Source organism: Streptomyces sp. NRRL F-5727 (genome assembly GCF_000719555.1).
Taxonomy (GTDB): domain Bacteria; phylum Actinomycetota; class Actinomycetes; order Streptomycetales; family Streptomycetaceae; genus Streptomyces.
Genome location: NZ_JOGX01000028.1, coordinates 18,180 through 30,717, shown reverse-complemented (window position 1 = coordinate 30,717; position 12,538 = coordinate 18,180). Strand labels below are relative to the sequence as shown.

Sequence of the window (12,538 nt, the reverse complement as noted above, 5' to 3'; positions counted from 1 at the left end):
TCGGCCCCGAGACGGCCGGTCGGAGCGACCGGCCCCGGGGCAGGGAGGCGCCGTGGGCGGGACCGACGAGACACCTGAGCGGACGGCGGTGCGGGCGCGCGCCTACCTCGGCTCCTTCACCTCGGCCGGCGGCCTCGGCGTGCTCGCCGCCGACGTCGATCCGGCGACCGGCGCGCTCACCGTCACCGGCGCCACCGACGCCGTGGCCGACCCCTCGTACCTCGCCCTCGCCGACGGCGTCCTCTACGCCGTCTCCGAGACCGACGAGGGCGCCGTCGCCGCCCTCGCCCCCGAAGGGCCCGCGCCGCGCCCGCTCGGCGCCCCCGTGCCCGTCGACGGCTCCGGCCCCACCCACCTCGCCGTCGCCGCCGGCCACCTCCTCACCGCCAACTACACCTCGGGCAGCGTCTCCGTCCTGCCCCTCGCCGCGGACGGCCTCCCCGGCCCCGCCACCGCCGTCCTGCGCCACGAGGGCGGCGGCCCGGTCGCCGACCGGCAGGCCGGGCCGCACGCCCACCAGGTCCAGGCCGACCCCAGCGGCCGCTGGACGGTCAGCGTGGACCTCGGCACGGACTCCGTGCGCGTCTGCGCCCTCGACCCGGCCACCGGCGCCCTCCGCCTGCACCGGGAGACCGCCCTCCGCCCCGGCTACGGCCCCCGCCACCTGGCCTTCCACCCGGACGGCGGGCACGCCTACGTCGTCGGTGAACTGGAGCCCGCCGTGACCGTCTGCCGCTGGGACGACCGGCGCGGCGAGCTGACGCCGCTCGCCGAGATCCCGCTCGTCGACGCGGACACCGCGGGGCCGGCGTACCCCTCCGCCGTCGTCGTGGCGCCCGACGGGCGGTTCCTGTGGGTGGCCGTGCGCGGCACCGACACCATCGCCGTCCTCGTCCTCTCCCCGGCGGGCGACGAGGCGATCCGCTCGGCCACCGTCTCCTGCGCCGGCACCTGGCCCCGCGACCTCGCCCTCGACCCGACCGGGCGGCGGCTGTACGCGGCGAACGAGCGCTCCGGCGACGTGACCTGGTTCGACGTCGACCCCGGGACCGGCACCCCGGTCCGCGCCGGCTCCGTCGAGGCCCCCGCGGTCACCTGCGTCGTCTTCGGCTGACCCACGCCCCGGGGTTCCCCGGACACGCGGAAGGGCCCGCGCCGGACGGTTCCGGTGCGGGCCCTTCGTGCGGTTCCGGGCGTCAGTGCGCGGGGGCCGCGCCCTGCTGCGGGAGGCCGAGCACGGCCGCGTACTGCGACAGCACCAGCTTGCCGATGGCCGGGTACGCGCCCAGCGCCTCGGCCGCCGGACAGCCGGCCTCCTTCGACGCCTCGTCGAGCAGGCCCTCGGCCAGCTCCGGGCCGATCAGGTACGGGGCCAGCGCCAGCTGCACCGCGCCCGCCTCGCGCAGCTGCTCGGCCACGGAGGCGATGGAGCCCTCCTGGTCGAGGGCGGCGGCCATCACCGGCACGGCGAGCCGGGCCGCGAGCAGCATGCCCGTGATGCCGGCGGCCTGCACGGCCTCCTCGCCGCCCACGGTGGCCAGGACGATGCCGTCCGCGGCCGTGGCGACGGTGAAGAGCCGGGCGCGGTCGGCGCGGGCCAGCCCCGCCTCCGACAGGCGCACGTGCAGCGCCTCGGCGAGCAGCGGGTGCGGACCGAGCACGTCGGTCAGCTCGGCGGTGTTGCCGCTGTCCATGACGGCCTGGCGGATCTGGCGCATCACGGCGCTGTCCGGGCCCGCGAGCAGCGGGACGACGATCGCGGCGGGGCCCTCCGGGGCACCGACCTCACGGCCGGCCGCCACGGCGATCCGGTACCGCTCCTCGCGCAGCTCCGCGGCGGAGGTCAGCACGCCGGCGAGCGTCGGGTACTCCTCGCCGTCGCCGTCCACGAAGCCGATCGCGGCCTCCAGGCCGGGCAGCTCGGACCGGGCGATGCTCACCAGCTCGTCGGCCAGCGAGCGTATGGCGGCCGAGGGCGCGCCGGGGACGGCGAGCACCAGGGCGGGAGCGCCCTCGGGCGCCGCCGCCGGGTCGGGGCGGCGGTGCCGCCCGGACGGGCGGGGGCGCGGCATTCGTACAGGCAGGCCGTTGGCGGGCCCAGTGGGGGTGCTCATGGCGCCGCATGCTACTGGTTTTGCGGACGAGGGCGTTCGGTGAGGTAGGACCCCGCGCCTTCTGCCCCTGTATGTCCGGTCCGAGGCGTGCCGGATCGCGCCCGGACCGCCGCCCGGACCTTCGGCACGCCTTCCACCAGCGGCGATGCCTTTCCGGCCGGGGCGTCCCGGTCAGCCGGTCCGGAGCAGCGCGGGGTCCTCGGGGAGCCGGATCCCGCCGCCGGCGAGCCCCGCGGCCAGCGTCACCGCACCGTCGAGCGGGTCCCCCGCGGGAGCGACGGTCCGCACCCCGGGCAGCCGCTCCGCGAGCGCCGTCCGCACCGGTACGAGCAGCGGCTCGCCCAGCCGGAACAGACCGCCGGTCAGCGCCACCACGGACTCCGGGCCCGGCGGGCAGGCCGCCCCGGCGGCGTCGGCGATGTGCTCCGCGGCCCGCTCCAGGATCGCCGCGGCGACCGGGTCGTCCGCCGCGCAGGCGGCGACCTCCGGGGCGAAGGCGGCGAGCACGGCGGGCCGGTCGGTGCGCGGGTAGAGCGCGCCGGGCAGCCGCGCCGCCGGACCGTGCAGCCTCTCGGCCCGGGCCAGCAGCGCCGCCGAACCGCCGCGCCGCCCGTCGTACGCGCGCAGTGCCGCCTCCAGGCCCGCCCGGCCGATCCAGGCGCCGCCGCCGCAGTCGCCCAGCAGGTGGCCCCAGCCGTCGGCCCGGCGCCAGCCGGTCAGGTCGGTGCCGAGGGCGATCAGACCGGTGCCGCCGGCGACGACCGCGCCGGGCCGCGCGCCGAGCGCCCCGGCGTAGGCGGTGACGGCGTCGGCGGCGAGCGCGGTCGCGCGCACCCCCCAGGCGTCGGCGAACGCCCCCGGGAGGACCGCCCGCAGCTCCTCGCCGAGCGTGGCCATGCCGGCGGCGCCGACGGCGGCGGCGCGCACCGGGCGCTTCTCCCCGGCGCGGGCCCGCAGCGCGGCGACGGCCGGCAGCACCGACTCCAGGAAGTGGGCGGCGGAGATCCCGCCCGGTCCGGTCCGCACGGGCCCGGGCGCGGCCGCCCGGTCGAGGACCGTGCCGTCGGCGGCCCGGGCGAGGGCGATCCGCAGCCCCGAGCCTCCCGAGTCGATCCCGACGACGACCGCGTCCGCCGTGTCTCCGGCGTGCTCGCTCCGGGTCTCCACGCTCGCAACCGTCCTCACCGGATGGGGGTCTGGGGCCCGCAGTCTAGGGCGGAGGGCGTTGTCGGTGTAGGCCGCTAGAGTGACGGACTGTGACTGCGAGACCGTTGAACGAACTGGTGGAGCCCGGTTGGGCGAAGGCCCTGGAGCCCGTCGCGGGCCGGGTGGCCGAGATGGGCGACTTCCTGCGGCAGGAGATCGCGGCGGGCCGGACCTATCTGCCGTCGGGACCGAACGTCCTGCGCGCCTTCCAGCAGCCCTTCGACGACGTGCGGGTCCTGATCGTGGGTCAGGACCCCTATCCCACCCCGGGGATGGCGATCGGCCTGAGCTTCGCGGTGGCCCCGGAGGTCAAGCAGCTGCCGGCCAGTCTTCTGAACATCTTCTGGGAGATGCACACCGACCTGGGTCACCCCCGTCCCTCCAACGGCGACCTGACGCCGTGGACCCGGCAGGGCGTGCTGCTGCTCAACAGGACGCTGACCACCTCCCCGCGCAACGCGGGCGCCCACCGCAACAAGGGCTGGGAGGAGGTCACCGAGCAGGCCATCCGCGCCCTCGCCGCCCGCGGCAAGCCGCTGGTCTCCATCCTCTGGGGCCGCGACGCCCGCAACGCCCGTCCGCTGCTGGGGAGTCTGCCCGCCGTCGAATCCGCGCACCCGTCGCCGCGCTCCGCGGACCGGGGCTTCTTCGGCTCCCGGCCGTTCAGCCGGGCCAACGAGATGCTGGTCGCCCAGGGCGCCGAGCCGGTGGACTGGCTGCTGCCCTGAGCGGGTCGCCGACGGGCCGGAGGCGGCGGGGAGTTCAGATCACCGCCGCCCGGACGCAGAGGACGTCCGGCAGGTGCTCGGCGAGGAGTCGCCAGGTGTCGCCGTCGTCGGCGCTGGCGTACACCTCGCCGTTGCGGTTGCCGAAGTAGACGCCCGCCGGGTCGGCGTCGTCCGTGCAGAGCGCGTCGCGGAGGACCGTGCCGTAGTGGTCGCCCTGCGGCAGGCCCTGGTCGAGGGGTTCCCAGCTCGTCCCGGCGTCCGTGGTGCGGTAGACCCGGCAGCGGCGGTCCGCCGGGACCCGGTCGGAGTCGGCCGTGATGGGGAAGACGTAGGCGGTGCCGGGCCGGTGCGGGTGGGCGGCGACGGCGAAGCCGAAGTCGGAGGGGAGCGGCCCGCCGATGTCGGTCCAGCGGCCGCCGGCGTCGTCGCTGCGGTAGACGCCCCAGTGGTTCTGGAGGTAGAGCCGGTCCAGGTCGCCCGCGTCCTGCGCGATCTTGTGGACGCACTGGCCGAACTCCGGGTCGGGGTCGGGCAGGAAGACCGCGGAGACGCCCTGGTTGGCCGGGGCCCAGGAGGCGCCGCCGTCCCGGCTGCGGAAGACGCCGGCGGTGGAGACGGCGACGGTGACGGAGTCGGGGTCGCGCCGGTCGGTGACGACCGTGTGCACCGCCTCGCCGCCCCCGCCGGGCACCCACCGGGAGCGGGTCGGGTGCTCCCACAGCGGCCGGACCAGCGAGAAGGAGGCGCCGCCGTCGTCCGAGCGGAAGAGCGCGGCCGGTTCGGTGCCCGCGTAGACGACGCCGGGGGAGTGGGCGGGGGCCGGGTGGAGCTGCCAGACGCGCTCCAGGGAGGCGCCGGTGTCCGGGGGGAACTTCACGGCCGGCGCGGGCGGTTCGGTCCAGGTCCGGCCCAGGTCGTCGGAGTGGAAGACGGAGGGTCCCCAGTGGGAGCTGTCGCCGCCGACCAGCAGCCGCGGGGTGTCCGGCCGGGTGTCGATGGCCACCGAGTAGACGGCCTGGGCCGGGAAGTGGGGATCGTCGAACTCCCAGCGCCCGTCGTGCCTGCGGCCGATGAAGAGTCCCTTGCGGGTGCCTACGGTGAGAAGTACGTCGGGCATGGGTGCCCACCTCCAGGACGCCGTTGTCACGGATACGGGCCAGTCTGCACCCGGCCACTGACAACGGCGCCCGGAGACACCCCGTGACCGTGCGGTTGCGGGGCGTCTCCGGAGGGCGGCGGCGTCAGATCGCCCAGGCGTACTGCGGCGGCGCGAAGGCGGAGCCGCCGAGTTCGCGCGCGGCCCGGCGCGGCCAGGAGGCGTCGCGGAGCAGCTCGCGGCCGAGCAGGACGGCGTCGGCCTCGCCGTTGGCGAGGATCTTCTCGGCCTGCTCGGGCTCGGTGATGAGGCCGACGGCGGCGACGGGCAGCCCCGTCTCGGCCTTGACCCGGGCGGCGAACGGCACCTGGTAGCCGGGCCCGACCGGGATCTTCGCGGGGCCGCCGTTGCCGCCGCTGGAGACGTCGAGCAGGTCGACGCCGTGCTCGCGCAGCAGCGCGGCGAAGCGGACGGTCTCGTCCGGGGTCCAGCCCGCGTCCTCCAGCCAGTCGGTGGCGGAGATGCGGAAGAACACGGGCAGTTCCTCGGGCCAGACGGCGCGGACGGCGTCCACGACCTCCAGGGCGAGCCGGGTCCGGTTCTCGAAGGAGCCGCCGTAGGAGTCGGTGCGGTGGTTGCTGTGCGGGGAGAGGAACTCGCCGATGAGGTAACCGTGGGCGCCGTGCACCTCGACGACCTCGAAGCCGGCCTCCCGGGCGCGGCGGGCCGCGGCGGCGAACTGCCCGACGACCTCCCGGATGCCGTCCTCGGTGAGCTCGGCCGGCACCGTGTAGCCCTCGTCGAAGGCGAGCGGGCTCGGGGCGACGGGCTGCCACGCCTCCTCGGCGGCGGCGGGGCCGCGGCCGAGCCAGGGGCGCTCGGTGGCGGCCTTGCGGCCGGCGTGGGCGATCTGGATGCCGGGGACGGAGCCCTGGGCCTTCACGAAGGAGGCGATCCGGCGCAGGGCCTCGGCCTGGGTGTCGTTCCACAGGCCGAGGTCGGCGGGGCTGATCCGGCCCTCGGGGGCGACGGCGGTGGCCTCGACCAGGATCAGGCCGGCACCGCCGGTCGCGCGGGACCCGTAGTGGGCGAGGTGCCAGTCGTGGGCGACCCCGGCGTTCGGGCCGAAGACCTCCGCCGAGTACTGGCACATCGGAGCCATCCAGACGCGGTTCGGGACGGTCAGCGAGCGGAGGGTGTAGGGCTCGAAGAGGGCGGTGCTCATCGCGGACTCCGTTTCGGGACGGCGGGGTCGCCGGTCGCGGGGCGGCCCGGCGGGACGCTCGTACGATACCCATCGTAGTACGGCGCCTGTCAAACTACGAGGACTCTCGTACAATGAGGAGCGTCCCGGACCGACCCTCGGGAGAAATCGGAGCCGCCGCCATGACGACCGCCGCCAGCCCCCGCCTCCTGGAGCACCCGGCGCGCGAGGAGATCCGCCTGGAGGCGGTGCTCCACGCCTTCTCGGACGCCGTGCGGCTGCGGATCGTCCGCGAACTTGCCGCCGCGGAGACCGAGTTGAGCTGCTCGTACTTCGTCCTCCCGGTCACCAAGTCGACCACCACCCACCACTTCCGGGTGCTGCGCGAGGCCGGCGTCATCCGGCAGGACTACCGCGGCACGGCGAAGCTCAACGGACTCCGCCGCGCCGACCTCGACGCGCTCTTCCCCGGCCTCCTCGACACCGTCCTCACGGCGGCCGACGCGCAGTCCGCCCGTCAGGACGCGGACGGCGGCCCGGCGGCGGGGGCCTGAGCGGCCCGCGCGGTCACAGCGACCGCATCCGGCCGATCTCGGCCGTCTGCTGCGCGATCACGTCGTTCGCCATCTCCTCCACCTGGACGTTGTTGCCTTGGCCGAGCACCTCGGCCGCCATGGTCACGGCGCCCTCGTGGTGCGTCACCATCAGCCTCAGGAACAGCTCGTCGAAGGCCGCGCCCTTCGCCGCCCGCAACTCCGCGAGCTGCGCCTCGGTCGCCATGCCCGGCATCGCGTGATGGGCGTGCGCGCCCTGGTCCCGGGGGCCGCCGTGGGTCGTCAACCACCCCTCCATGGCGCCGATCTCGGGCTGCTGGGCCGCCGCGATCCGCTCCGCCACCTTCCTGACCGCCTGCGATCCCGCCCGCTCGGGAGCCAGTGCGGTCATCGTCAGGGCCTGCCGGTGGTGGACGACCATCATCTGCACGTACCGGAAGTCGGCGCCGTTCGGCCGCTCGTCGGGGAGCAGGCTCGCCGCCTCCTCCGGGGAGACCCGCCGGGCCGGCTCGCCGGGTCTGCCCGGTACGACGACCGCCGCGGCGGCGCCGGTCGAGGTGGGCTGCGGGTCGCCGGCGCCGGAGTCCGGCTCGCAGGCGCCCAGGGCGAGTACGGCCAGCGCGGCGACGGTCACGGCGACGGCGGCACGCCGGTGGTGGTGGCGGATCAGCAACGGTACCTCCAGGGGGTTTTGCGGTACAGGGGCCGTTCCTAGCAGGTCTTTCCGGGGGGTCGCCCGGATTCGTCGATGACATTCGTGTTGCCATCTGTTGGGATGAGCACGCCAAGGAACATACTGCCGGGGTCCAGCACCGTTCAGCTTTGAACGGAAAACACGGAGGACGGAGTGACTTCGTTGCATACCCCGCACAGTCCACGCTCCCGGATCAGACGCCTCGGCGCGGCCACCGCCGCGGCCGGCCTCCTGGCGGCGCTGCTCGCCGCCGGAACGGCGGTCGCCACCCCCGACCCCGGAGACGCGCCGGTCCAGGCGCCGGTCTCGGCGGAGCAGGCCGCCGAGGCGCGGGCCGCGATCCAGAGCGGCGAGATACCCGGCGTCGACGAGATCGTGAAGACCGACAACATCGAGCTCCTGGCGAACATCCCCAAGGACGCGCTCAAGAGCCTCAACACCGACCTGGCCTTCCAGGGCCGGTACGCCTTCGCGGGCAACTACGACGGCTTCCGGATCTTCGACATCAGCGACCCGAAGGCCCCGAAGACCGTCGCCCAGGTCCTCTGCCCCGGCTCCCAGAACGACATCTCCGTCTCCGGAGACCTCCTCTTCCTCTCCACCGACTCCTCCCGCAGCGACGACTCGTGCGCCAGCACGACGCAGCCCGCCTCCGTCAAGGAGTCCTGGGAGGGCATGAAGATCTTCGACATCAGCGACGTCACGAACCCGAGGTACGTCGCCTCCGTCGAGACCGCCTGCGGCTCCCACACCCACACGCTCCTGCCGCAGCGCAAGGACGTGTACGTGTACGTCTCCTCCTACTCGCCCAACGCGGCCTTCCCCGACTGCCGGCCGCCGCACGACGGCATCTCGGTCATCAAGGTGCCCCGCGAGGCGCCGGAGCAGGCCCGCGTCGTCAACTTCCCCGTCCTCTTCCCCGGTGAGGGCCCCGACGGCGGCGGCAACCCCGGCGGCCCGACCAACCCGGGCGTCTCCAAGACCACCGGCTGCCACGACATCACCGTGCTGCCCGGCAAGGACCTCGCCGCCGGCGCCTGCATGGGCGACGGCATCCTCTTCGACGTCTCCGACCCCGAGCACCCCCGGGTGCTCGACCAGGTCCAGGACAACGTCAACTTCGCCTTCTGGCACTCCGCCACCTTCAACCAGAAGGCGAACAAGGTCGTCTTCACCGACGAGCTCGGCGGTGGCGGCGGCGCCACCTGCAACGCGGCCGTCGGCCCGAACCGCGGCGCCAACGGCGTCTACGACATCACCGGCAAGGGCAAGAACCGCAAGCTCGTCTTCCGCAGCTACTTCAAGATCCCGCGCCACCAGGCGAACACCGAGAACTGCGTCGCCCACAACGGCTCGCTGATCCCGGTCAAGGGCAAGGACCTCATGGTCCAGGCGTGGTACCAGGGCGGTGTCTCCGTCTGGGACTTCACCGACTCCGCCCACCCGAAGGAGATCGGGTACTTCGACCGCGGCCCGGTCTCCGCCACCGCCCTCACCACCGGCGGCTCCTGGTCCGCCTACTACTACAACGGCCACGTCTACTCGAACGAGATCGCCCGGGGCCTCGACGTCCTGAAGATCTCCGACCCCCGCACCGACCCCGCGGAGAAGATCCGGATGGACGAGCTCAACGTCCAGACCCAGCCGGACTACTTCGAGGACTTCGGCGACCTGGACTGACCCCGGACGCCTCAGAGCATGCCGTCGGGCGGGCCCCCGTCCGGCGGCATGCCGCTCTCCCAGGCCAGGCCGTACCGGTGGAACAGCTCCGCGCGCAGCCGCGCCATCGGCATCGGCGCCCCCGGCAGCAGCACCGCCACCACCGCGCCCATCAGCAGCGCCCGCAGCAGCGGATAGTCCCGGTCCACGTCCGCGGAGCCGTACCGCTCCACCGTGTCCCGCAGCAGGAACGCCAGCCGCTGCTGCTCCTCGCACCGCACGAAGCCCTCGGCCTGGAGGATCCCGGCCATGTGGGTCCGCATCAGCGTCGGCCGGTCCACCGCGAGCCCCAGGATCGCGTCGATCGCACGGGCCAGCCGCTCGGCACCGTCCTCGGTGCGCGGCTCGCGCTCCAGCGCCTCCTCCAGCGTGAGGTGCATCAGCCGGTGCACGGCGGACTGGAGCAGCTGGCGCTTGCCGGGGAAGTAGTACGAGACCAGGCCGCGGGCCACCCCGGCCCGTTCCGCGATGTCGCCGAGGGTGGTGGCCTCGTATCCGTGCCGTCCGACCAGCTCGACGGTGGCCGCCAGGATCCGCTCCCGGGAACGCCGTCGAAGCTCTTCGTTGACCGACGGGCTACGCGGCGTCATGCTGGGCTCCTGCGTTGACTGGCTCTCGGCCAATATACTCAGCGTGGCTCGCCGGCCCGCCCTCGTGGCGCGACGGCGGGGCGGCCGCCTGCCCTGGGCGACACGGGGGATCGTCCAGGACGGGCGGCCTCGTCATGTCTGCTCCTCCGCGTCCGGGCCGGTGCCCGCCGGGAGGGGCCGGTGGTCGAGGCTCCGGCGGTACGACAGCACCGCGACGGCCACGCAGGACCAGCCGAGGAGCCAGCCGGCCAGCACGTCCGACGGCCAGTGCACCCCCAGGTAGAGCCGGGTCCAGCCGACCCCGAGCACCGAGACGACCGCGAGCCCGGCCAGCGTTCCCCAGCCCCGCCACGGCTCCCGTCCCACCAGGGCGACCACCCACAGCAGCAGCCCGCAGACCACCGCCGCGGTCATCGCGTGCCCGGACGGGAAGGCGGAGAACGCCGCCGAGTCCACCGGGTCGCGCCACTCCGGCCGGTCCCGGCCGACCAGCGCCTTCACCGCCTGCTGCACCCCGGCCGCCGCCACCACCGTCCCGGCCACCCACCAGGCGAGCCGCCGGTGCCCGGACCGGGCGAGCACCACGACGACGGCGAAGGCCAGCGCCCGCAGCGTCCACGGGTCCCACACCCAGTCGCTGAACACCCGGTTGACCCGGGTGAAGCCCGGGTGGGCGACGGCGCTGCGGTGCAGGGCCTCGTCGACCGCGCGGTCGAAGGAGAGCAGCGGGGGCCAGCCGGCCACCACGAGCACGAGCAGCAGCAGGGCGAGGCCCCCGGACACCACGGCGGAAGTACGCATTCCACGATCCTGCCGGACCGGTCGCGGCGACACGCCACGCGCAACACCGGGACGCGCGCGGACCGTCGTGGGGGACACCCGCTACCCCAGCGCGGCCAGGCCCGGATAGAAGGCGACGAGCAGCGGGACGACCGGGACCAGCGCGGCGGTCGCCGTGAGTCCCAGCCGCCGGGCGGCGGGCAGCCGCGGCGCGGCGGCGAGCAGCCGGTCGACCCGCTGGGGGAGCCCGGCGAGCGGGCCGCTGCCGGGCGCGGCGCCGAACACCCCCCGCTCCTCGTTCAGTTCCACCAGTGCCAGCGCGATGGTGAGCCGTCCGAAGCGCCGTGAGGCCACGTCGTCGGCGGCCAGCTCCACCAGCCGGTGCATCTCCTCGCGGAAGGCGGTGAAGACCGGGACGCCGGGGAAGCCGGCGGCCAGCGCGCCGGAGCAGTGCCGCAGCCAGTCGTGGCGGGCCCGGGCGTGGCCCTGCTCGTGGGCGAGGAGCGCGTCGAGCTGGCGGCCCTTCAGCCGGCGCAGGGCCGCGGTGGTGACGACCAGCCGGGGTGTGGTCCCCGGCAGCCACCAGGCGTCGGGGCGCTCGCCCTCCAGGACGACCAGCCGTCCGGCGGCCTCCTCCTCCCCGGGCAGCTGCGGGGCGCGGACCAGCAGGTCGGCACGGCGCTGCCGGCGGCGGGCCCGGGCCAGCCCGATCTCCCGCCCGAGCATGGCGCCCGACCACAGCCCGCCGGCCGCGAGGACCACGGCGATCACCGCCGACCAGGGGCCGTCGCCGGTGGAGAGCTCGTACGCGTCGACCACCGCGCGCGGCGCGGGCGCGAACACCTGCCCGCGCACGGCCTGCCAGGCGGCGGCCGCGCTGAACGTCATCGACAGGGCGAAGCTGACCAGCACCGCGGCCACCACGCACTGCCACACCCAGAGCGCCACGACCGGTTCCCGCTCCACCCACTCCGCCCGGGCCAGCATCCGGGGAGCGGTGAGAGCGGTCAGGACGCCGAGCAGCAGCAGTGCGAGGGAGACCGACATGACGTCAGCCTATGAGCGGGTGCTCCCCGGGGGTATGGGCTGACCGGCCAAGTGACGCACGCCACGGTTTCGGCCCGCCCGGGGGCGAACGCCCGTGCGGGGCAAGGCACTCAGAGGGTGCAGAGCATCGCCAGCATGGCGAGCCCCATCGACAGCCGGCATACCACCGTGAGCTCCGGCCGGGTCGCCCACGCACCGGCCCCTCCGGCCCCCGCCGCGCCCGCGGCGCGCGCGTGCGGCGCGACCGGGACCAGCCGGGTGCCGGTGCGGAGCACGTACACCCCGTAGTAGAGGAGCAGCCCGCCGGTGAGGAGGGGGATGCCGCCCACCGTGCCCGCGCCGTGCGCCCCGTGCACCCCCGGCGCGCCGCCGGCCGCCGGGGCCATCGCGAGCGCCATGTAGAGCATGGCGAGCGAGCCGACCGCGTGGTGCAGCCGGTGGGCGTCGCGGCGGGCCGCGAGCAGGTCGCCCACCGCCACCGCGCCGAACAGCGCCGCGTACACCGCCCAGCTCCAGGACGGCGGGCCGACGACCGCCGCGGGCAGCGCCATGGCGGCCATCCCGAAGCCCATCACCGCCTCGGCGCGCGCGGCCCGGCGCTCCTCGCCGGCGCACGCCCGCATCCGCAGCAGGCAGTAGGCCCCGCTGGCCGCGCAGAGCGCGACGAGCAGCCACCCGGACAGGGCCGGTCCGTGCACGGCACACCTCCCCCTCGACTCGTACCCCCACCGAGGGGGATGCCCGGGGCGCCGGGCGGCCACGCGGGCGCACGGGCGCGCACGGGTGTACGAAAGGGGAGTGCGGAG

The 12,538-nt window shown here is 75.4% G+C and carries 13 protein-coding genes; 4 read left to right on the top strand and 9 right to left on the bottom strand.

Features of this window, described 5'->3' with window-relative positions:
* Nucleotides 1–52: 52 nt before the first annotated feature.
* Entirely contained in the window at nucleotides 53–1,114 is a 1,062-nt protein-coding gene (locus IF73_RS0119990) for a lactonase family protein (protein ID WP_078868157.1), read from the top strand.
* A gap of 82 nt (nucleotides 1,115–1,196) precedes the next feature.
* Here IF73_RS0119990 and IF73_RS0119985 read toward each other — a convergent pair whose 3' ends face one another.
* Nucleotides 1,197–2,114 (bottom strand): sirohydrochlorin chelatase, encoded by a 918-nt coding sequence (locus IF73_RS0119985; RefSeq protein WP_031009909.1) that lies wholly within the window; start codon nucleotides 2,112–2,114, stop codon nucleotides 1,197–1,199.
* Between the two features lie 171 nt (nucleotides 2,115–2,285).
* Nucleotides 2,286–3,281, bottom strand: coding sequence for an N-acetylglucosamine kinase (locus IF73_RS0119980; RefSeq protein WP_031009908.1), 996 nt, complete (start codon nucleotides 3,279–3,281; stop codon nucleotides 2,286–2,288).
* Nucleotides 3,282–3,370: 89 nt separating this feature from the next.
* Here IF73_RS0119980 and IF73_RS0119975 point away from each other — a divergent pair, with 89 nt between their 5' ends.
* Nucleotides 3,371–4,048, top strand: coding sequence for a uracil-DNA glycosylase (locus IF73_RS0119975; RefSeq protein ID WP_031009907.1), 678 nt, complete (start codon nucleotides 3,371–3,373; stop codon nucleotides 4,046–4,048).
* Between the two features lie 34 nt (nucleotides 4,049–4,082).
* On the opposite strand, the gene IF73_RS0119970 is transcribed toward IF73_RS0119975, so the two are convergent.
* Both IF73_RS0119970 and IF73_RS0119965 read right to left on the bottom strand, forming a co-directional pair.
* Nucleotides 4,083–5,165, bottom strand: coding sequence for a WD40/YVTN/BNR-like repeat-containing protein (locus IF73_RS0119970; RefSeq protein WP_031009906.1), 1,083 nt, complete (start codon nucleotides 5,163–5,165; stop codon nucleotides 4,083–4,085).
* A gap of 124 nt (nucleotides 5,166–5,289) precedes the next feature.
* Nucleotides 5,290–6,369 carry an NADH:flavin oxidoreductase/NADH oxidase gene (locus tag IF73_RS0119965; protein ID WP_031009904.1) on the bottom strand — a complete coding sequence of 360 codons (1,080 nt, stop codon included), beginning with the start codon at nucleotides 6,367–6,369 and terminating at the stop codon, nucleotides 5,290–5,292.
* A 161-nt stretch (nucleotides 6,370–6,530) separates the two neighbouring features.
* Here IF73_RS0119965 and IF73_RS0119960 point away from each other — a divergent pair, with 161 nt between their 5' ends.
* Nucleotides 6,531–6,902, top strand: a complete 372-nt coding sequence (locus IF73_RS0119960) for an ArsR/SmtB family transcription factor (protein ID WP_031009901.1) — start codon at nucleotides 6,531–6,533, stop codon at nucleotides 6,900–6,902.
* 13 nt (nucleotides 6,903–6,915) lie between these two features.
* Here the strand turns inward: IF73_RS0119960 and IF73_RS0119955 are convergent, their stop codons facing one another.
* Nucleotides 6,916–7,575 (bottom strand): DUF305 domain-containing protein, encoded by a 660-nt coding sequence (locus IF73_RS0119955; RefSeq protein ID WP_051717045.1) that lies wholly within the window; start codon nucleotides 7,573–7,575, stop codon nucleotides 6,916–6,918.
* Nucleotides 7,576–7,749: 174 nt separating this feature from the next.
* On the opposite strand from IF73_RS0119955, the gene IF73_RS0119950 reads away from it, so the two are divergent.
* Complete coding sequence (locus tag IF73_RS0119950) at nucleotides 7,750–9,276, top strand: LVIVD repeat-containing protein (RefSeq protein WP_031009897.1); 1,527 nt, start codon at nucleotides 7,750–7,752, stop codon at nucleotides 9,274–9,276.
* Nucleotides 9,277–9,287: 11 nt separating this feature from the next.
* Here the strand turns inward: IF73_RS0119950 and IF73_RS0119945 are convergent, their stop codons facing one another.
* From IF73_RS0119945 to IF73_RS0119930, 4 genes are all read right to left on the bottom strand, one after another.
* Nucleotides 9,288–9,905: a TetR/AcrR family transcriptional regulator gene (locus IF73_RS0119945; RefSeq protein ID WP_031009894.1), complete on the bottom strand. Its 618-nt coding sequence runs from the start codon at nucleotides 9,903–9,905 to the stop codon at nucleotides 9,288–9,290.
* Nucleotides 9,906–10,037: 132 nt separating this feature from the next.
* Nucleotides 10,038–10,706, bottom strand: a complete 669-nt coding sequence (locus IF73_RS0119940; protein ID WP_078868155.1) for a phosphatase PAP2 family protein — start codon at nucleotides 10,704–10,706, stop codon at nucleotides 10,038–10,040.
* Between the two features lie 81 nt (nucleotides 10,707–10,787).
* Nucleotides 10,788–11,732, bottom strand: coding sequence for a M56 family metallopeptidase (locus IF73_RS0119935; protein ID WP_031009891.1), 945 nt, complete (start codon nucleotides 11,730–11,732; stop codon nucleotides 10,788–10,790).
* Nucleotides 11,733–11,842: 110 nt separating this feature from the next.
* Nucleotides 11,843–12,430, bottom strand: coding sequence for a DUF5134 domain-containing protein (locus IF73_RS0119930; protein ID WP_031009889.1), 588 nt, complete (start codon nucleotides 12,428–12,430; stop codon nucleotides 11,843–11,845).
* Between the last annotated feature and the right edge of the window lie 108 nt (nucleotides 12,431–12,538).